The 19,852-nt window shown below is 36.7% G+C and carries 15 protein-coding genes; 3 read left to right on the forward strand and 12 right to left on the reverse strand.

What is annotated here, in order from left to right:
- Positions 1–170: 170 nt before the first annotated feature.
- The 3 genes from ACODR7_RS16380 to ACODR7_RS16390 all read right to left on the reverse strand — a co-directional run bounded on the left by ACODR7_RS16380 (position 171) and on the right by ACODR7_RS16390 (position 2,757).
- The gene (locus ACODR7_RS16380) at positions 171–836 is read right to left on the reverse strand and encodes a response regulator (protein WP_488840670.1); all 666 of its coding nucleotides are present in this window, start codon (positions 834–836) and stop codon (positions 171–173) included.
- Between the two features lie 12 nt (positions 837–848).
- Positions 849–2,534 carry a tetratricopeptide repeat-containing sensor histidine kinase gene (locus ACODR7_RS16385; protein WP_488840672.1) on the reverse strand — a complete coding sequence of 562 codons (1,686 nt, stop codon included), beginning with the start codon at positions 2,532–2,534 and terminating at the stop codon, positions 849–851.
- Positions 2,535–2,598: 64 nt separating this feature from the next.
- The gene (locus ACODR7_RS16390; protein WP_488840674.1) at positions 2,599–2,757 is read right to left on the reverse strand and encodes a hypothetical protein; all 159 of its coding nucleotides are present in this window, start codon (positions 2,755–2,757) and stop codon (positions 2,599–2,601) included.
- Between the two features lie 380 nt (positions 2,758–3,137).
- Here ACODR7_RS16390 and ACODR7_RS16395 point away from each other — a divergent pair, with 380 nt between their 5' ends.
- The gene (locus tag ACODR7_RS16395; RefSeq protein WP_488840675.1) at positions 3,138–3,974 is read left to right on the forward strand and encodes a hypothetical protein; all 837 of its coding nucleotides are present in this window, start codon (positions 3,138–3,140) and stop codon (positions 3,972–3,974) included.
- Positions 3,975–4,121: 147 nt separating this feature from the next.
- On the opposite strand, the gene msrA is transcribed toward ACODR7_RS16395, so the two are convergent.
- The 9 genes from msrA to ACODR7_RS16440 all read right to left on the reverse strand — a co-directional run bounded on the left by msrA (position 4,122) and on the right by ACODR7_RS16440 (position 17,722).
- On the reverse strand, positions 4,122–4,676 hold the full coding sequence (gene msrA, locus ACODR7_RS16400) for a peptide-methionine (S)-S-oxide reductase MsrA (RefSeq protein WP_488840677.1): 555 nt from the start codon (positions 4,674–4,676) through the stop codon (positions 4,122–4,124).
- A 475-nt stretch (positions 4,677–5,151) separates the two neighbouring features.
- Positions 5,152–6,120, reverse strand: a complete 969-nt coding sequence (locus tag ACODR7_RS16405) for an ROK family protein (protein WP_488840678.1) — start codon at positions 6,118–6,120, stop codon at positions 5,152–5,154.
- A 79-nt stretch (positions 6,121–6,199) separates the two neighbouring features.
- On the reverse strand, positions 6,200–7,402 hold the full coding sequence (locus ACODR7_RS16410; protein ID WP_488840680.1) for a PepSY-associated TM helix domain-containing protein: 1,203 nt from the start codon (positions 7,400–7,402) through the stop codon (positions 6,200–6,202).
- Positions 7,403–7,452: 50 nt separating this feature from the next.
- Positions 7,453–9,567, reverse strand: coding sequence for a TonB-dependent receptor (locus tag ACODR7_RS16415; RefSeq protein ID WP_488840681.1), 2,115 nt, complete (start codon positions 9,565–9,567; stop codon positions 7,453–7,455).
- Positions 9,567–10,769 (reverse strand): PepSY-associated TM helix domain-containing protein, encoded by a 1,203-nt coding sequence (locus ACODR7_RS16420; RefSeq protein WP_488840683.1) that lies wholly within the window; start codon positions 10,767–10,769, stop codon positions 9,567–9,569. Before ACODR7_RS16420 ends, ACODR7_RS16415 begins: the two co-directional genes overlap by 1 nt.
- Positions 10,770–10,808: 39 nt before the next feature.
- A complete protein-coding gene (locus ACODR7_RS16425) occupies positions 10,809–12,986 on the reverse strand; it encodes a TonB-dependent siderophore receptor (protein ID WP_488840685.1) in 2,178 nt (725 codons plus the stop codon).
- A 151-nt stretch (positions 12,987–13,137) separates the two neighbouring features.
- Positions 13,138–16,212: a preprotein translocase subunit SecA gene (gene secA, locus ACODR7_RS16430; RefSeq protein WP_488840687.1), complete on the reverse strand. Its 3,075-nt coding sequence runs from the start codon at positions 16,210–16,212 to the stop codon at positions 13,138–13,140.
- A 123-nt stretch (positions 16,213–16,335) separates the two neighbouring features.
- Positions 16,336–16,557 (reverse strand): DUF2795 domain-containing protein, encoded by a 222-nt coding sequence (locus ACODR7_RS16435; protein WP_002662059.1) that lies wholly within the window; start codon positions 16,555–16,557, stop codon positions 16,336–16,338.
- Positions 16,558–16,693: 136 nt separating this feature from the next.
- Complete coding sequence (locus ACODR7_RS16440; RefSeq protein ID WP_488840690.1) at positions 16,694–17,722, reverse strand: GDP-mannose 4,6-dehydratase; 1,029 nt, start codon at positions 17,720–17,722, stop codon at positions 16,694–16,696.
- Positions 17,723–17,798: 76 nt separating this feature from the next.
- Here ACODR7_RS16440 and ACODR7_RS16445 point away from each other — a divergent pair, with 76 nt between their 5' ends.
- Together ACODR7_RS16445 and ACODR7_RS16450 are read left to right on the forward strand one after the other, a co-directional pair.
- The gene (locus ACODR7_RS16445; RefSeq protein ID WP_488840692.1) at positions 17,799–18,854 is read left to right on the forward strand and encodes a DUF389 domain-containing protein; all 1,056 of its coding nucleotides are present in this window, start codon (positions 17,799–17,801) and stop codon (positions 18,852–18,854) included.
- Positions 18,855–18,889: 35 nt separating this feature from the next.
- Positions 18,890–19,687, forward strand: coding sequence for a DUF2797 domain-containing protein (locus tag ACODR7_RS16450; protein ID WP_488840694.1), 798 nt, complete (start codon positions 18,890–18,892; stop codon positions 19,685–19,687).
- Positions 19,688–19,852: the final 165 nt, after the last annotated feature.

A 19,852-nucleotide genomic window follows, 5' to 3' on the forward strand; every position in this document is an offset into this window, starting at 1 on the left:
AAAATCCTAATTCTGAGACTTTCGAAAAGCTATCTGTGAACTCATAAAATTATTTATTGATTAACATCCCAAAAGTACAATCCTCTAAAAACCAATCCTTACGGAAAACCGTAAAGCAAAAACCTTCCAAAAAATGAAAGGTTTGTATACGAAAATAACTCTGGTAAAGTTTAAATTATTCCCAAATCTTTGCAGAAAGCAACAAGTTGTTCATTACTTGTTATCTGAAGATCTTCTTTCATGCTGTTGAGTTTTTTCTCTACGCTGCTTAAGCTGTTGGGCTTAATATGGTTATTCTGAAGATAAACTGGTATATTTTTCTGTAAAACTCCCTGCGATAAGAGAGACACCAAAGTGATGTCATAGTTGGAAAACTCATAATTGTTGAGCTTCTTTACTTCCTGTTTAAGATCCAGGGAAAGATAATTTTCATTCACATAGGTAGAAGCGATTGCTTTTTTCAGTTCTTTTGAGTCATTTCGGGCTTTACGGACAAATCCATTGATTCCGTACTCGTTGAAAAGACTATCGATCACTCCGGACCTATGTTCTGCTGAAAAAACAATTACCTTTAAAGAAGGCTGCAGCACCTTAATGGTTTTTATCAGCTCTTTTCCATCTTTAAGATTTTGTAGGTTGTGGTCTTCTTCAAAAGAAAGATCTGTAATTAACAAATCATAAAGATCATCTTCACGAATGGATTTTTGAATTTTAGCTAATGCATCATCACAATAATAGACATAATCTGTGTTGGAAATATTAAGGTCTTCTAATGTTTTCTGTACAGAAATACTGCTACTCTCGTGATCTTCAGCGATTAAAATTTTTTTGAACATTCTTTTTCTTTTTTAAGAAGCAGGAAATGAAATATAAATTTTCAATCCCTTTTCGGTTTCAGTGTCAAAAATAATTTCTCCATGAATAGTTTCAATACGGGAATCCGTATTTGTTAAACCATTTTTGTAGATAATTCCTCCTGGGATACCAATTCCATTGTCTGTATACTGAATTTGTATGATGTTATTTTTTCTTTCAAATTTAAAGGCAACCAGTGTGGCATGACTGTGTTTTTTCATATTTATAAGAAGTTCCCTCATGACCTGGTAGATTTCTTCCCGGGTAAATTCATTCAGGGTTTTCCATATATTTTCATCATTTCCGGCAAGGTAAGTCTTCACATTTTCATTATTAAACGAAGCAATAAGTGTTGATATTATCTTACTGAATTCGGGTCTATTTTCAGAAGCGGTCTTCTCATAAGAAATATCTCTGGACTTTTCATAGACAAATTCCAGCTCATCAAGTACTTTTTCTTTATCAAAATCTTCCTGATTTTCGATCTTCGTCATAACCTGATAAATACCATTGGCTACCACATCATGTACTTTTTTGGAAAGATGAAGTTGGTTCTCCTTTATTCTTAATTCATTTTCCCGCTGCAGTCCTTTTTTTCTTCTCTTGTAAACTATCCAGCCTCCAACTAAGCTTAAAGACAGAATTCCCAAAACCACATTTTGCTTCAGAATTCTGTTTTGTTTTTGAACTGTAATGATTTTTAACTTTTGGTTTTCTGCATTCTTCTTTTCTACATCAAATTCTATTAATGCGAATCTGTTTTTTGCTTTATCCCTTGATAATTGAATACTGTCGTTAAGATGTTGATATTCTGTAAAATAACCTCGCAAATGTATTCCTTTGTCATTTTTTACCAGAAAGTCAAGTGCCTCTAATCTGTCATTAGGATTTTTGATCGCCTTTGCCAAACGATATTTTTCATTAATATGATACAAAGCTTTAGCCCTGTCCAAGGGCAGATAATATTCAGCAAGATGAGAATGACTGGATATTAGCCCTGTTTTATCATTGATTTTTTGTCTTAAAACAACTGCGGCTAGCAAGCCTTCTTCTGCCTTATAATTATTATTTTCAAGCCAGCTGATATAATTGTAATTATCTAAAATTCTTGCATAGTCTATCTCATGTTGTTGTAAATCTTTATCTTTAAGCAAAGATTTGTAGATACGAATTCCTTGTGAATAACTTTTTAGTTTTCCATAGGTATCTGCAATATTATTCTTAATTCTGATTTTCTGATAATTATCTGAACTTGCCTGCAATGCCTTATGATACCATGTGAGAGCCTCAGAATAATGTTTGATATTCTTTTCAGATATCGCAAGGTTATTGTAAATGGAAGGAAGGTAAGCAGAATCTTGAGGCAGTTTTAAAAAAGATAATGCATCAATAGCTCTTTCGTTACTGCTAAGATAATCTCCGATATCATTCAGGATAATAGCCTTGGTTATTAGGCAGGATGCAATGTTGGCTGAATCATTCTTTAGCTTATAGATACTTTCGGCTTTTGAAAGGAGTGTGAACGCCTTTACATTATCATTGTTATATAGAGATGTTGCTTCATTGTACATCTTGTCCGCTTCAGCAGAAGAGGATTTTACCGGAGAATTTCTGTTTTCGGAAAAATTACAGCTAATGAATAAAAGAAGAATTCCTAGAAATTTTAAACCGGCATACATGATATTAATTGATAGCAACTAAAGGTATTAAAAAAAGGACAATTTTCATTGCCCTTTTGTCTAATTATTTTTTTGGGGGCAAAATCTGCCCTGTTTCTCCACTTGTATCTTCAGGAGCCATTCGTGTTTCGTTAGAAAAGCTCATTGCAGAGAATTCATAGTTATTGTTATCAGTTGCTGTTGTATTGGCATTATTATCTGAAAATGCTAAGCCTAATAGCATTATTATAAGTTGGATCATTTCCTTTAAAATTTTCGAAGTTGAAACTGTATTTCTTCCTCTCACGATCTATTGATTGTGAGCTGTACACTGTTAAAATTTCGAAGCGCTTCTTAATTTTTTTAGGGAAGTGAACCTTTAAAAACGGAGGCGAAACATCTGCTTCCCAATCCGGAGTTTAATCTCTGTTTTCTCTGGTTTTTTGAAATCAGGTGTAGTAATGTTTTGTTGATTTCTAAGGCAAATTTGAGGTAAAAAAAGAAAGAAATGCTAGACAAAACATGGACATCAATAGACAGTAACTATGTGTGGAATTATTACGGAAATCCGTAATGAGGTATGACTGAAAATCATCTACTTTGTAATGCCCGAAAACACTGTTTATGTCCAAGAAAAAACTACTGATTAATGAAGTATTTGAGCAGGCAAGAAGAGAGTCAGAGAAAACCACAAAAAGTGGATTAGCTTCCTATCTGCATCTTTGTTTTATTGATAACCTGAAATTCTATGAAATTTCAGAGAAAACATTCATACGATATTATGAAGACTTTGTAGAGGGTAACAGCAGCAGGAATATCGAGGCAGAGAGACTGAACAAAATGAGCCAGTATATAGGCTATAAAGACTTTACTGATTTTTCTAGGACTTTTATCAGAAATGATGAAAAAAAGAATCTGACCACGGTAAAAATAAGTGTGGATCAGGATGAGGAGATTATATCAGAAAGGCTGTCCAAAATCAATATTAACATCATTAATGAGCAGCACTTTAAAATGCCGGAGTTTGCCAGACAGAATAGCTTTGGTCTCTTCGGCATATTAATGCTTGGAGGACTTTTGATTGGGAATTATTATTGTTCATCAGGAAACAGAAATGCATATGAACCATTCAGTTTTTTAAATCTGCCTTCAATTGAAAAAAATTGTATGTATTGGGATCAAAACGAATACAAGCTGACAGATTGCAGTGAAGAAAACCTTGTATTGGATATTGTTCCTAAAGATAACATTCAGATTAAATATTTTAAACGTATTACAAGGAAAGATACCCTAACAGTGGAAAATGCCTTGGGGAAAATATGGTATTCAAAATTCAATGGAAAAGTTGAGTTTTTTACCATGGATGGGGTTGATCCGGAAAATAAAAAAGAATTAAAACCGGCCACTGAATATATCATTAGAAAATATTCCGGAAAAAATGAAATGATACAGATAGAATAAACTTTCTTCGTAAATAGTTAAAAATCAATTGGAATGTTTCCTGGCGTATTCATTTTTGCGCCAAAAAAGAAGCGAAGAGACTTCCCCTTCGCTTCTGATATATTACATTGATCTGTCAGCTTTTGGCTAAGCTAAAACTTACAATTTTTATTCTATGTTCAGCATTCCCAATTCACCGAAATACTTTTTAAACTTTTGGATTTTAGGACCTACTACTGCGCTGCAGTAAGGCTGTGTTGGGTTTTCATTATAATATCCCTGATGGTATTGTTCTGCAGGCCAGAATTTATCGAATTTCGTTAATTCCGTTACATAAGTACCTGTCCATCTTCCTGAATCCTGAGATACTTTGATGGCTTTTTCGGCCTTTGCTTTCTCTGCATCATCTTTATAGTAGATAACAGAGCGGTATTGGGTTCCGATGTCGTTCCCCTGTCTGTTCAATTGAGTAGGATCATGAAGGAAGAAAAACACATCCATCAGCTGTTCATAAGAAATAACTGACGGATCATAAGTGATCTGTACCACTTCCGCATGTCCTGTCTCTCCAGTGCAAACCTCCTGATACGTCGGGTTATCTTTATGTCCACCTGAATATCCTGAAATAGCAGATTGTACCCCTTTCAGCATATTGAAACAGCTTTCTACGCACCAGAAACATCCACCACCGAAGGTAATCTGTTCTAAATTATTGTTGTCCATTGTAGGTAATTATATTGTTTTATGATCTCTTCCTTTATCCGGAAAAGCTGATCAAAAATAGGAAAAACTTTTTCATTTGAACACGATTTTACGTCTGAAACGTAAATTACAATGATAGATGTGACAAATGGTTTTCAAACACAAATAACACCAATGTCTTCACAAATAGTCACAAGAAAATACAGGATAACCATCTGTGAAAATCTGTGCGATCTGTGGTCAAAATGGATTCAATACAAATGTGAATAGTTGATATCTGAGATAGTTTAAAGCTGCTGGTATTAGCGCTGTCATGCTGAGCTTTGTCGAAGCATCTTAATTACGCTAATTTAATTTTAAACACAAATAACACCAATGTCTTCACAAATAGACACCAGAAAATATAGGATAATCATCTGTAAAAATCTGTGCAATCTGTGGGAAAAACAAAAAGCACCCTAAAAGGATGCTCTCATATTATTTGAACTGCGTTCAGTTATTTTTCCCAAACCAAAGCACTCGCCCCAAGAATAGCAGCATCAGCTTCGTCAAGCTCACTGAATACGAGCTTTACTTTATTTCTGAAGATTGGAAGAAGGTTTCTTTCCATATGAAGTTTAGCAGGCTTTAAAATAAAATCTCCTGCTTTGATTACTCCTCCGAACAGAAGAATAGCTTCAGGCGAAGAGAACATTACAAAATTGGCTAATGCTTCTCCCAGTTTCTGACCTGTATATCTGAAAACCTCAATCGCAATAGGATCTTCCTTGATAGCACATTCGTATACTGTTTTAGAATTGATCTCGTCTTCAGGGTATTGGTTCAGCATTGATTCCGGGAACTCTGCTCTCATTTTCTTTGCTGTGATGGTGATTCCCGTAGCAGATGCATAGGCTTCAAGACTTCCTTCAGAACCTGTACTCCAGTGTTTTCTACCGCCCGGCTTCACAATCGTATGGCCCAGCTCTCCGGCAAACCCGTCATGTCCGTAGATTAAGCTCCCATTAGCGATAATTCCACTGCCTACACCTGTTCCAAGGGTAATCATAATGAAATCTTTCATTCCTCTTGCAGCTCCGAAAAGCATCTCTCCCAGTGCAGCAGCATTGGCATCATTGGTGACGGTACAAGGCAGATTGAATTTTGCCGTCATTAACTCAGTGAAAGGAATAACACCTTTCCATGGAAGATTAGGGGCAAGTTCTATAGTTCCTTTGTAATAGTTGGCGTTCGGTGCGCCTACTCCGATTCCGTCAAAGTGTGCTTCAGTACCATATTTTTCCATCATTGGGCGAACATGTTCATATAAAGCATCGATGAAATCTTCCACTTTGTCATAGGCATCAGTTTTCAGATTTCCTTTATCCAGAACTTCACCACGGTGATTTACAATTCCGAATTTAGTATTGGTTCCGCCGATGTCAACTCCAAGGGCAACTTGTTTTGATAAATCTATTAATGACATTTCTATTATTAAATTCTAGGGGCTAAAATTATAAAAAAGATTGTATTAATAGATTATTAACTGGGTTTTATTTAATACTTTAAGTTGTTTTTTTCTTTTTTCTTCCCCACCAGATCATAAATCCGGTAACCGGAAGAGAAGCACAGATAATGCTTACGATAAAAGCAATGATCTTGGTAGGAAGTCCCAGAATGGCACCTACGTGAATATCATAATTGGCGTTTACAACCTTTTCTCCGAAGTTTTTGTCTTTCGGGTCATGAGTATGCAGCAATTCTCCGGAGTTTTCATCGAAGATTAAGCTGCTGCTTTTATGGTAAGAATAAGAAAGGTGTTTCACATACACCTCAAAGTTGGGATGCTCGTGATCATCCATATGGGGATGTCCTAAATCTATGGCAAAACCATACGAATCCGGATATTTTGTCTGTACTGTATTGATAATTTTATCCAGTGTTCCTTCTGTCCTCAATTCAATAGGAGCTTTCGTCTTAATATGGGAAAAATCCGGGTATTTGGTTTCTCCACCGGAAAAGATCACATAAATCATGGCCTGAACTACAAAAAATGCATAGAAAAGTCCTGTAATAGAGAAAATTAAAGCAAAGATAGAGGCATAAAACCCTAAGACATTATGAAGATCATAGTTTTTTCGTTTCCAGCTTTTAATGTTTTTCCATTTGAAAGCAAAACGCTGTTTTCTTGCTGCTTTGTTCTTTGGCCACCATAGAATAATTCCGGAGATCAGCATGATGATAAAAATAATAACAGGAATTCCTACTACATAAGTTCCCCAGTCCTGTTTCAAAAGGTAGCTCCAGTGGATCATTTTTACAATGTTGAAGAAGCCGTTTTTTTCATCATAAACTCTTAATACCTTTCCGGTGTAAGGGTTTACATAAGCCTGTTTATAGATAGGAAATTCATCAAAATAATTCCAGGCATCGGTATTATGTTCATACCAGAAGAACATGTAAGACATTTTTTTGTCTATAGGAACATTTACCCAGTGGATAGGATATTTCTCTTTTACCTGTTCTGCTACAGCTTTTTCCATCACCCTTATAGGAAGCACTTGCTTTTGCTCAATATTTTGTTCATGATGATAGATCACATCTTTTCGGGTGATATTTTCCACTTCATCCTTGAAAACATATAATGCTCCGGTAACAGAGATAATAAAGATCAGAAATCCTATTCCCAATCCGAACCAAAGGTGCAGTTTAGCTGACCATTTTTTGATAAAGCCCGGTTTCTTTTTATGATGATGGTTTTTCTTCATATAACAGTAAAAGTAAAGCAAAGGTATGTTTTACTTTTTATTTAGATTAATTAAAATTTGTATTCGATCATGAATGTTCCCCTCAATCCAAGAGCATTCGTGAAGTCGCTGTCTCTTGCTGTCCACCATGAGATAGCAGGTTGATATACTTTATTGAAAAGGTTTTCAATACCTAATGACAGTCTCCAGTTGTTGCTAACTTCATAACTTGATTTGAAGTTAAATACAGTATATTCCGGTACATATCCTTCACCGTAAGCATATAATCCCGTTTTAGCATTAGGCTCAAATCTGTTTTGCTGGAAAGAATGCAGCATATCAAGACCAACAGACAAAGCCGGAACAGGTCTCGCCTGAATATACGCCAATACTTTAGGGGCAGAAATTCGGCTGTTGTTGATTTTTGTTGAATAATCACCGTCATCTTTTAGAGAAGTAATTCCTTCCATCCAGCTGTAGCTTCCTCCAAACTGAATCCATTTTGCAGGGGTGAAGTGTAAAAATCCTTCCACTCCATACACAATTTCCGGAGATCTCTGAATCATTAATGCTCTGTCCGGACTCTGTACGAATGATGCGCCCAGTTTAGATGTACTCACATAAGAGGTTAATTCATAGTTTAGCCAGCTGGAAAGCTGCCCTGTTGCCCCCAATTCGTAATTGTTAACGATGATGGGTTTCGTTTCCAGATTTTTAATGGTTTCAGAAGTTGAGGTTCTTAAAATCCTTCCTAACTCATTGATAGAGTAGGCCTGAGAGAAGCTTCCAAAGAGGTTGATATAAGGCTCAATATTATAGCGGATACCAATATTTCCTACCACTGCATTGTAGTTCAGTTTTCCGCCTGCAACAGGAATACTTTTCGTAAAAGTTCCGTCACTTTTAAGAGTGGAAAGCGTATTGAAATCGTCAACGTTTACTTTGATGTTCTCGTAGCGAAGTCCTCCTTTGATGGTAAATTTTTTAAACAGATCAATTTTGGCCAGTATGAAAGGCGCAATATTGGTCATGTTCATATTAGGAGTCCAGAAACGTCCGTCTTCCAGCTTTTGTACGGTTTCATCATTCAGAATATCAGCTCCATAGATAATTTCACCCTGAGAATTGGCTGAATTCCAAAGCTGGGTGTCAAAATTGAACCTTGCCCCTGCCTTTTTTGAGATCACGTTAGACTGTCCTCCATTGAAAAATGTGTCACTGTATCCGTAAACGGTTTTGAAATCCTGATAATAAAGGTTGATATTCAAAGAAGTTCCTGCAAAAATGTTCTTATTGTCATAGCTTACTCTGATGTTGTGGTTTTTTGGAGTTCCCTGAGGCGTCGTTTCCAACCCTTTTCCAATTCCTTCACCAATAGTTGGCTTGATACCGTATTTTCCGGTTTTTAATCCTACATTCAGGTCTGATCTTGAAGAATAACCAATGTAAGAAGCCTCAATTCTCTGATTTTCGTTGATGTCATACCCTACTTTCAACAGTCCGTTGTAGTTATCCATCTTCGCAATGCTGTAGGTAGGGCTTATTAAAACACCGTCTCCGTCTTTTGTATATCCTGTTCTTTCGTAAGCTAGGGAAAGAGTATAGTCGAATTTGTTGATCTTTCCGGATAAAAGCTGGCTTGCTCTTACTCCTAAAGTACCACCGTAAGGCTGTCCGGTAAGACCTATCTGTGAAATTCCGGAGATTTTTTTATCTGTTTTGTTTCTTTTTGTAATATAATTGATGATCCCTCCGTCTGCCCCGTTACCATAGATGGAAGAAGCTCCTTTGATCACCTCAATTCTTTCAATCGCTGAAGGATCAATAGTTCGTAAATCTCTTGCTCCGTTACGAAGTGGAGTAGACTGTGGAATTCCATCAATCAGCACCAAAACCTGGCGTCCTCTCAAGGTTTGTCCGGTGTTGGAAGTCTGTCCGGAATTAGTTCCTAAACTGGGAACGGTATACTGCAGGATGCTTGTAATATCTGAATTAACAGTCAGCTGAGACTGAATTTGTTTTTCTCCTACCACTGTGATGGAGCTGGGAACTTCTTTGATGCTTTCCTTTTTTCTGGAAGCAGTCATTATAACCTCGTCTACATTTTGAGTTTGTAAACTATCTTTTACCTGGGCAAAAACGGTAGCAGTTCCTAAACAGGCAGCTGATAAAAGCACTTTTTTCATTATATTTTCTTTCCTTTTTTCTTTCTTTTTCCCCACCAAACCAGAAATCCGGTTACAGGGAGCGATGTACACGTAAGGCCGGCTATAAACCAGATCACTTTTCCGATGATTCCGAAGTAGGAACCGGTATGGATGTCATAATTGGCGTTGGAATATTTCTCGGCAGTATTGAGTTTGTGATGAGGTTTGTCGGCTAGTAGTTTTCCGGAGTATTTGTCGAATGTCAGGATGTTTCTTTCACTGTATCTTCCATCCAGTCCGTAAACTGTTACCGGAAGGTTTTTCAGTTCTTTTCCTTTTTTATTCTTTCCGTTTAGATTAATTCTGAAGCTGGATGATTTTGTGTACAGTTTTTCAGTCTGTGCCACAGCCAGATCAAAGACAGCTTCATTCTTTGCCATCAGAGAATCCGGGGATTTTCTTTCTTTTTCCTTAGGAAGTTCCCATGAGCCGGATAATGCAAACGTAAAAGTGTTTTTTACGTAAGGATAAGCAAAATAAAGCCCCGTAATGCTCATAAGCAGAGCGATAAATGATGCATAAAATCCCAGTATATTGTGAAGATCATAATTTTTCCGCTTCCAGTTTTTTACATTTTCCCAATTGAACCAAAAACGACCTTTTCTGGCATTTTTATTTTTAGGCCACCATAAAATGATTCCTGTGATGAGCATAATGACAAAAATAACGGTTGGGATTCCTACAGTGTATGGTCCCCATTCAGAGTTAAGCAAAAGTCCCCAGTGGATATATTTTAAAATATTGAATACATCATACTTTTCATCATAAACCGCCAGGATTTGTCCGGTATACTGATTGACATAAACCTGCTTGTTGATGCGTACCTGCTGAAAATAGTTCCATCCCTTTTTGCTTTTTTCATAGTATTCAAACTGGTAGGCTTTGGTTTTATCCAAAGGAATTTCTACAGCGCTTACAGGATATTTTTCATTAAGTTCCAGAGATACTTTCTCCCGAAGCAGATTAATAGATAAAGGCTTTTTTCCGATATCCTCTTTTTTCAGGTAAATGGCTTCTTTACGTAAGCTATTCTGTATTTCATCCTTAAAAACATATAAAGTCCCTGAAAGAGAGACTATAAACACAATGATTCCAACAGATAAACCCAGCCACAAGTGCAGCTTTGCGGACCATTTTTTTGTTGAAGAAACCTTCTTTTTATGATGATGCTTTTTTCTCATAGCAAAAAGTTAACCCCAAGAGGGGCTAACCTTTATTTTTTAAAATTTATATCCTATTGATACTCTCCAGTTACGCGGAGCATTGTAGATCCATGCATATTCACCGCCATCTCCTCTGTATCCGCTGTAAAGCTTTCTGTTAAGAACGTTATTCAGCATAAAGTTAACATCGAATTTTTTAGCAACATAAGAAACCCCGAAGTTGGTATCAAAATAATCCGGTAAGCTTTGATCTTTTGTGGCACTCACCCCAAACCAGGACTGTCTTCCCCCCTGATACTGATAACCGGCTGAAATCCCGAACCCTTTCATAAGACCATTTTCAAATCTATAGTTTACCCAGGTATTCTGTACATTTTTCGCATTCCCCGGAGACTGGATACCAATTCTTGTAGGATCTGTGTCTTTGATGGTCTTTGCATCTGTATAAGCATAGTTGATGATAATGTTCAACCCTTTGATGATTTCCCCTTTGATATCAGTTTCAAAACCTCTTGCTCTCTGCTCACCTGTAGCAACCTGAAAAGGCTGTCCTTCATTTTGTTCTTTAGGTCCCGCAACAAGAATATTTTGTCTTCTGATTTCGTATACAGCGAAAGTAGAGTTCCATTTTCCACCGAACCAGTCTTTTTTCAGTCCGAATTCAATATTCTGCCCTCTGAAAGGATCTGTAATTTTGGTTTTGTTAATTCCTGTTCCGGATTGTGGTACGAAGGTTTTATCATAGATACCATAAGCTGAGAAGTTTTCATTAATAGAATAACTTATTCCTACTCTTGGTGTAAATTCTCCTGCTTCATCCGGCACGATAGGGGTTCCTGGGCTAAGGTTTGGATATGCGGAATAGGTTTTACCGCTTGTATATCTTCCTGCTAATGTTAATCTCAATTTATTATTGAACATTTCAATCTGATCCTGAGCGTAATAAGAAGTATATTTTACGCCCTGATCATTATAAAATGGAGCAGAAGTGTTTAATGTATAAAAGTTAGAAGATGGAAGTTTTGAAGGATCTACCCCATAATTCACATTATAAATGTCAATTGGGAATACTAAGGTTTCTTTGCCATCTACAATTTTTGAATAAGAAGAAAAGTCAGCATTGTATTTTCTGTCTCCGTAATCAAATCCTGCGATTATTTTATGGACAATGTTTCCTGTAGTAAGCGTTCCTCTCACATAGGTCTGGAAGATGTGGTTTTTTCCTTTCGCCTGCCAGTTGCTTAGCGTTCTGTTTAAAACATTTTTATTGGCAGGGTCAAAAGTTCCCCACCATGATCCTCCGTCATAATTCAGGTCCATATAAGCATATTGTGTGCTCCAAACCCAATCTTTGAAAAGCTTTTGATCTAAACTTAAGAATAAACTCTGATCTTTTACTTCAGTTTTCTTGAAGTTCGGATCATTAAAATTGGTATGTACATTCAGTGAAGCGTATCCATCGTTAGACATCAGATAGGCTCCCGGCTGATTAAATTTTAAATACTGATAATTGTACTGAGCCGTAAACGTAGTAGTCTTTGTAGGTCTGAAGGTAATGGAAGGAGCAATAATAATTTTGCTTGTTTTATCATTTTCCACCCATGAATTATTAGAACTTCCCATTAAGTTAAGACGGTAATCTAAAACACCGTCTTTCACAATAACACCGTCAAGATCCGCTTCTCCTCTGAAAAGGTTATAACTTCCTGTTGTGAAACGCACACTGTTGGCAAACTTTCCTGTAGGTTTTTTAGTTACCACATTATAAAATCCGGCTGGATCTCCCATAGAACCCATAAATCCGGCAGGACCTTTTACAAACTCTATTCTGTCTATGATAGACGCGTCGGGATTGATGGGTCCCCAGGTTGAAGATACATTCATTCCATTCATAAAAGTGGCGATACTGGCACCTCTCATAAATACATTGGAATATACATTATCCCAATGCTCTACCTTTCTTGCTCCGCTTACGTTGCGGACAATTCCTTCAGACATATTTAGAGTCATCTGATCAGCAAGAACCTGAGAACTTATAGACTGTACATTCTGCGGAAGTTCAAGAATAGGCGTCTGAATTCTTAGTGAACCGGAAACCTCATTCAGTTTGTACTTCTGATAATATCTTCCGTTAACAACTACTTCTTCAATATCATTGGATTTGATGGTGTCTTTTTTTTGCGCAGAAACCAGCATTGTTCCCAGTGCGGAAGCACAGATCAGTACATTTTTCATGAAAGTCAAATTTTCTGCAAATATATTATTTTTAACTGTTCTAAATAAATAATAAGATTGATATTTATCATAAAATTATTATATACTGAATAATAAAAAACCGCTCTGACCAATGGCAGAGCGGTTTTTGTATAATATTATTAAATTTTTCTTACGCTGGGATTTCTCCTTTGTATAAGAAAGAAATAATTTCTTTGTTTAATTTGTCGATCATTTCACTGAATAAGTGGAAAGACTCCTGCTTATAAATTACCAGTGGATCTTTCTGCTCGTAAACAGCTCCCTGAGAAGATCTTCTTAAGTCGTCCATCTCACGAAGGTGAAGCTTCCAGTTTTCATCGATAATCGATAAAGTGATATTCTTTTCAAAATCATTCACTAAACTTTCACATTGAGTATCATATGCTTCCTTAAGATCAGCTACAATAGTCATTGTCTTATGTCCGTCTGTGAAAGGAACCTGAATCATTTTAAACATTGAACCCTGATTTTGGTATACATTCTCAATGATTGGGAATGATTTTTCCTTCAACAGGTTCAGCTTCATTTTGTAGTCTTCCTGAGCTGCTTTGAATAAGATATTCGTCAGATCCTGAATGTTTTTATTATTAAAATCACTTTGAGAAACCGGAGATTCCATCGTAAATGTTTTAATGATTTCGTATTCAAAATCTTTATAATTTCCTGAAGCTTTTCCTTTCACAACGATAGAATTGGCTACATCAAAAATCATATTGGTGATGTCATACTTCAAGTGGTCTCCGAAAAGAGCGTTCTTTCTTCTCTTATAGATTACGTCACGCTGTTTGTTCATTACGTCATCGTACTCAAGAAGTCTCTTTCTTGTTCCGAAGTTGTTTTCTTCCACTTTCTTCTGAGCTCTTTCAATAGACTTGCTGATCATAGAATGCTGAATGACTTCTCCCTCTTTATGACCCATTCTGTCCATCATTTTAGCAATTCTTTCAGAACCGAACAAACGCATCAGGTTATCTTCAAGAGATACATAGAACTGAGAACTTCCCGGATCTCCCTGACGTCCCGCTCTACCTCTCAACTGTCTGTCAACACGTCTAGAGTCGTGTCTTTCTGTTCCGATGATCGCTAAACCTCCTGCATCTTTTACTTCTTTAGAAAGCTTGATATCCGTACCACGACCTGCCATGTTGGTTGCAATCGTTACAACTCCCGGCTGTCCTGCTCCAGCTACAATTTCCGCTTCTTTTTTGTGAAGCTTCGCGTTCAATACCTGGTGTGGAATCTTTCTTAACTGAAGTGCTTTTGAAAGCAACTGAGAAATTTCAACGGAAGTAGTTCCTACAAGTACAGGTCTTTTCTGTGCCGTTAATTTTTCAATTTCTTCAATTACCGCATTATATTTTTCTCTATTGGTTTTGAAAACCAAATCTTGTTTGTCATGTCTCAAAATAGGACGGTTGGTAGGAATTACCACAACGTCTAATTTATAGATTTCCCAAAGCTCTCCGGCTTCGGTTTCAGCAGTACCTGTCATCCCCGCAAGCTTGTTATACATACGGAAATAGTTCTGAAGCGTAATCGTTGCAAAAGTTTGAGTAGCAGCCTCAATCTTTACATTCTCTTTTGCTTCGATAGCCTGGTGAAGACCGTCAGAATAACGACGTCCCTCCATGATACGACCTGTCTGCTCATCAACGATTTTAACTTCACCATCAATTACTACATACTCATCATCTTTTTCAAATAATGTGTAAGCTTTCAATAGCTGGCTCATGGTATGAACACGCTCAGATTTTTCAGCAAAATCAGAGAAAAGTCTTTCTTTTGCCTCAAACTCTTCTTCTTTAGATAAGTTTTTAGCTTCTAATTCCGCAATCTCAGTTCCGATATCCGGAAGTACAAAGAAATTGGCATCAGAGTTACCTTGAGACATGTATTCAACACCTTTGTCCGTAAGGTCTACCTGATTGTTTTTCTCCTCAATTACGAAATAAAGATCTTTATCTACAATCGGCATATCACGGTTGTTATCCTGCATATACTGCGCCTCAACTTTCTGAAGCAATGCTCTGTTTCCGCTTTCCGATAAGAATTTGATTAATTGTCTGTTTTTGGGAAGACCTCTATATGCCTGAAGTAACTTGAATCCACCTTCTTTTGTATTTCCTGCAGCAATTAATTTTTTCGCTTCATTGAAAATAGCAGAAACCGTTTTCTTTTGTACTTCAACAATTCTGTCGATAGAAGGCTTAAGAACATCAAATTCCTGTCTGTCTCCCTGAGGAACCGGACCAGAGATGATCAAAGGTGTTCTTGCATCATCTACCAATACAGAGTCCACCTCATCCACGATCGCAAAGTTCAGTTCTCTTTGTACCAGTTCTGAAGGTGATGTCACCATGTTATCTCTCAGATAATCGAAACCGAATTCGTTGTTCGTTCCATATGTAATATCTGAGTTGTATGCTTTTCTTCTTCCGTCAGAGTTCGGCTGGTGGTTATCGATACAATCGATAGACATACCATGGAACTGATAAAGAGGTCCCATCCATGCGGAGTCTCTTTTCGCAAGATAGTCGTTCACGGTTACCACGTGTACTCCTCTTTCCGGAAGTGAATTTAAGTAAATAGGTAATGTTCCTACCAAAGTTTTACCTTCACCGGTTGCCATCTCGGCAATTTTACCACTGTGAAGAATAACCCCTCCGATAAACTGAACATCATAGTGGACCATATCCCAAACTACTGGAGTTCCGGCAGCGTCCCATGAGTTTTTCCAAACAGCTGTGTCTCCCTGAATGCTAACGAAATCTTTTCCTGCAGCAGCAAGTTCTCTATCCCAGTCACTAGCTGTTACACGGATTTCTCCATTCTGAGCCCATCTTCTAGCCGTTTCTTTGATCAATGCAAAAGCTTCGGGAAGAATCTGAACCAGAACTTTTTCTTCAATGTCGTATGATTCTTTCTTTAGAGCCTCAATTTTTGTGAAAAGAGCTTCTTTTTCATCAACGTTGGTTGAATTTTTTATCTGCTCTTTTATCTGTTCTATTTGAGCGGTAATCTTGCTGGTTGCAGATTTTATATTCTCTTTAAACTCAGCAGTTTTTTGTCTCAACCCATCATCCGACAATTGTTGGATGTTAGGTTCTACAGCTCTGATTTTTGTTACAACTTTTTTTACTTCTTTTAGGTCCTGCGCTTTTTTGTCTCCCAAAAACCCTTTAAGAACTTTGTTTAAAAAACTCATAAATTTTTTGCTTTATGCTTAATGCAAAATGCTTTAAGCGTTTTAAATAACACTTATCGTGTAAATTAATATATAAAAAGGGCAAAAAAGCTCTAAGCAAGCAGCCTAAAGCTTATCGCTTTATTAATATTCGTCCTCGTTCCAAAGGAAATCCTCGTCAGTAGGATAGTCACTCCATACCTCTTCGATAGATTCATAAATCTCTCCTTCGTCTTCAATGGCCTGAAGGTTTTCTACTACTTCCATAGGTGCACCAGTTCTGATTGCGTAGTCGATAAGCTCTGCTTTTGTCATTGGCCAAGGTGCGTCACTTAAATATGAAGCTAATTCTAATGTCCAGTACATAATTTTCTAATTTTTTGCAAAAGTATAAAAATAGGTTGTATAATAAACTTTTTTATACTTGATTTTCAATTCTTTTTATAATTTTTTCTTATAAATGGCTGTCACAAACTAGCTGCCAGCTATGTCAGCAATTTACTTATTGTCGTTTTCTCAAAAACCATTCCACAAATTTTTTTATGCCATTTTGGAAGTTGGTGACCGGTTTATACCCTATTAAGTCCTTTGCCTTTGTAATATCGGCATTTGTTTTTGTGACATCTCCCGGCTGCATTGGCAGAATTTTTTTGCTGGCAGTTTTTCCCAGTGCTTTTTCAATAGTGGCAACCATCTCTGATAAAGTGATTACCTGATTTTCTCCCAGATTAAGAATTTCATAAACTCCGGAATGTTGCTCCAGATAATGAATAGACTTGGTAATGCCATCAATAATATCATCTATATAAGTATAGTCTCTGGCTGTATTTCCGTCGCCATAGAAAGGGATCTCCTGATTCTCCGAAATAAGCTTTGTAAATTTGTGTATCGCCAGATCAGGTCTTTGTCTTGGTCCATACACCGTAAAAAACCTAAGCTGGATAATATCTATATGGTATAGGTTATGGTAAACATGTCCTATAATCTCTCCGCTTTTCTTAGTTGCGGCATAAGGCGAGATAGGATTGTCTACATTGTCTGTTTCTGCAAAGGGAATTTTTTCATTGTTTCCATAAACACTTGAAGAAGATGCACAGATAAATTTTTTAATATTGAAATCCTTACACAGTTCCCAAAGATTCATAGTACCGCGTACATTCACTTCTTCGTACTCCAGAGGGCGTTCAATAGAAGGACGTACACCGGCAAGTGCTGCCAGATGAATCACCATATCAATATGATGATTCTTAAAGATGTTTTCAAGATCTTTTTTGTTACGTATATCTTGCCAATAGAGGGAATATTGGTCAGAATGAGTGAGGGAAACCAAACGCGGAATATCCGTCTCTTTATCCGAGAATTCAAAATCCGAATTTTTGCCGATTGACTCCAAAGTATTTTTAATTTTTACCTGATAGTCATAGAAATTATCAAAATTGTCAATGTTTATGACAGAATGTCCATTTCTTAATAATTTCTCTATGAGATGGGAACCAATAAAGCCGCTTCCTCCGGTTACAAGATAATTCATTTGTTGATTTTAATTGACAAATTTATTAATAAAACTTGAATGACGTTTTTATACTTTTGTCAGAAAATATAAATCAATGATAAATCTTCAAAGGTTATTTGTACTTCCCAAGGAAGAGGATGAGGAATTTACATTTGGCGAGATAGAAGAAGGCATTTATTTCCGCGGTCATAATCTTTGGCTTCTGGTAATTTCCATGGGTATTGCCTGTATCGGCTTAAATGTTAATAGCCCGGCTGCGGTAATTGGTGCAATGCTTATTTCGCCATTGATGGGACCTGTTGTTGGAATTGCATTTGGGTTTTCTATAGGAAACAGGAGGCTTATAAAGCTTGGTGTTTTTAACTGGCTTTTGATGATGGTAGTGGCTATTTGTTCTTCCACATTATATTTTCTGATTTCTCCTTTTCATTCAGAAACTTCACAGCTTGAAAGCTTTAAAACGGCAACTATTTTTGACTGTTTTTTAGCGCTGCTTGGAGGACTTGCATGGTTCCTGGGGATCGTAAGGAAAGAAGCAATCAAAGTTATCGCAGGGGTTGCCGTTTCTACAGCATGTATACCTCCTTTGTGTACAGCAGGATTTGGTATTGCCAATGGAAACTGGGAATACTTTTGGGGAGGCTTTTATTTTTATCTTATCAATTGTTTTTTTATAGCGGTAGGAACCTGGGTATTAAGTCTCTTGCTAGGATATCAGAAGTATTACAGGGAAAAAAACAGCAACAATCGTAAAGTTTCTGTATGGATCAGCTTACTTTCCGTTATTATTTTGATTCCAAGTATACTGCTTACCAAAAAGAAGTGGGAGAACGAAGCATTGAAAGAAAGGTCGGAAAAATATATCAGAATTATTAAGGAAAGCCATCCTGAGCTGGCTATTATTAATTATGAGTCATTTAAAGAAAAATCACAGGATTTTTTAAAGATCACCCTTTTGAATGACAGTGTTACCATCAGTAAAAAAAGACTGGATGAACATAATGAATTAGTAAAGGATATTCATCTGATATGGCAGTATTCGCCTCAGTCAAAAAATATAAATAATCCGGAATTGCAAAAACTTCAAAGCCAGATAACTGCTCTAAAAAAGGAACTGGATCAGATTAAATTGCAAAAAAAGATCAAATAAAATTTCTATATTTACTTATACTTAAAAACATCATTATGCAGTTTCAAGGGCAAATTTTAAAGATGACAAGCTACGATGCCAAGCCAATCCAGTACTACCTCAATCTTTCCGGAGATCTTATCCATATGAATGAGCTGTTTGGAAAGGAGTTAAGCATAAAACATACAGGGTTTCAGTGTGTAAATTGTGGTGAAAATAAACCGGTTTACAGAATGGGATTCTGCAAAAACTGTTTTTTTGAAAGCCCTTATGCCAGTGATACCATTATCCGTCCTGAACTTTCTACTGCACATTTAGGCGTTGCAGAACGAGATCTTGAAGTGGAAAAACAAATTCAGCTGCAGCCGCATACTGTTTATCTGGCATACACCGGAGATGTAAAAGTAGGAGTTACCAGAAATACGCAGATTCCTACAAGATGGATAGATCAGGGAGCTACTTTTGCATTACCCATCGCAAGAACCGAGAACCGCTATGAGGCAGGAATGATAGAGGTGGCTTTAAAAGAACATCTAGCAGATAAAACCAACTGGAGAAAAATGCTGCAGGATGATTTTGAAGGAGAGGTAGATCTTGCCGATTTCCGACAGAAAATAAAAGAATATTTTCCTAACGATTTCCAGAAGTTTTACAGCGAAGGAGAAGAACTGTGGATGTTTGACTATCCTTTTGAAAAACCAGAAAAAGTTTCATCATTTACATTAGATAAAAAACCTGAGTTCACAGGAATACTTACCGGAATTAAAGGGCAGTATCTTGGATTTGAAGGAGGAAATTTTATCAATGTAAGAGGACATGAAGGCTATATGATTGAACTGGAAATAAATAATTAATGTAAATATCTTAGTTTAAAATATTTATATTCTAAACTAAGATATCAATATAAGAAGCTTTCTGTCAGTGGATGTAATGATTCACTCCACATTCCAGGAATTTCTTGAAGTCCTCTTTAGGCATATATCCTGAAACAGGAGTGTTGATTACTTTTCCGTCCGGAG

It is taken from the genome of Chryseobacterium sp. FG46 (assembly GCF_057809135.1).

What these genes read in the sequence shown, in the direction of transcription:
- ACODR7_RS16380 (WP_488840670.1), bottom strand. Translation starts at nt 836, where the DNA reads ATGTTCAAAAAAATTTTAATCGCTGAAGATCACGAGAGTAGCAGTATT.
- ACODR7_RS16385 (WP_488840672.1), bottom strand. Translation starts at nt 2,534, where the DNA reads ATGTATGCCGGTTTAAAATTTCTAGGAATTCTTCTTTTATTCATTAGC.
- ACODR7_RS16390 (WP_488840674.1), bottom strand. Translation starts at nt 2,757, where the DNA reads ATGCTATTAGGCTTAGCATTTTCAGATAATAATGCCAATACAACAGCA.
- ACODR7_RS16395 (WP_488840675.1), top strand. Translation starts at nt 3,138, where the DNA reads ATGTCCAAGAAAAAACTACTGATTAATGAAGTATTTGAGCAGGCAAGA.
- msrA (WP_488840677.1), bottom strand. Translation starts at nt 4,676, where the DNA reads ATGGACAACAATAATTTAGAACAGATTACCTTCGGTGGTGGATGTTTC.
- ACODR7_RS16405 (WP_488840678.1), bottom strand. Translation starts at nt 6,120, where the DNA reads ATGTCATTAATAGATTTATCAAAACAAGTTGCCCTTGGAGTTGACATC.
- ACODR7_RS16410 (WP_488840680.1), bottom strand. Translation starts at nt 7,402, where the DNA reads ATGAAGAAAAACCATCATCATAAAAAGAAACCGGGCTTTATCAAAAAA.
- ACODR7_RS16415 (WP_488840681.1), bottom strand. Translation starts at nt 9,567, where the DNA reads ATGAAAAAAGTGCTTTTATCAGCTGCCTGTTTAGGAACTGCTACCGTT.
- ACODR7_RS16420 (WP_488840683.1), bottom strand. Translation starts at nt 10,769, where the DNA reads ATGAGAAAAAAGCATCATCATAAAAAGAAGGTTTCTTCAACAAAAAAA.
- ACODR7_RS16425 (WP_488840685.1), bottom strand. Translation starts at nt 12,986, where the DNA reads ATGAAAAATGTACTGATCTGTGCTTCCGCACTGGGAACAATGCTGGTT.
- secA (WP_488840687.1), bottom strand. Translation starts at nt 16,212, where the DNA reads ATGAGTTTTTTAAACAAAGTTCTTAAAGGGTTTTTGGGAGACAAAAAA.
- ACODR7_RS16435 (WP_002662059.1), bottom strand. Translation starts at nt 16,557, where the DNA reads ATGTACTGGACATTAGAATTAGCTTCATATTTAAGTGACGCACCTTGG.
- ACODR7_RS16440 (WP_488840690.1), bottom strand. Translation starts at nt 17,722, where the DNA reads ATGAATTATCTTGTAACCGGAGGAAGCGGCTTTATTGGTTCCCATCTC.
- ACODR7_RS16445 (WP_488840692.1), top strand. Translation starts at nt 17,799, where the DNA reads ATGATAAATCTTCAAAGGTTATTTGTACTTCCCAAGGAAGAGGATGAG.
- ACODR7_RS16450 (WP_488840694.1), top strand. Translation starts at nt 18,890, where the DNA reads ATGCAGTTTCAAGGGCAAATTTTAAAGATGACAAGCTACGATGCCAAG.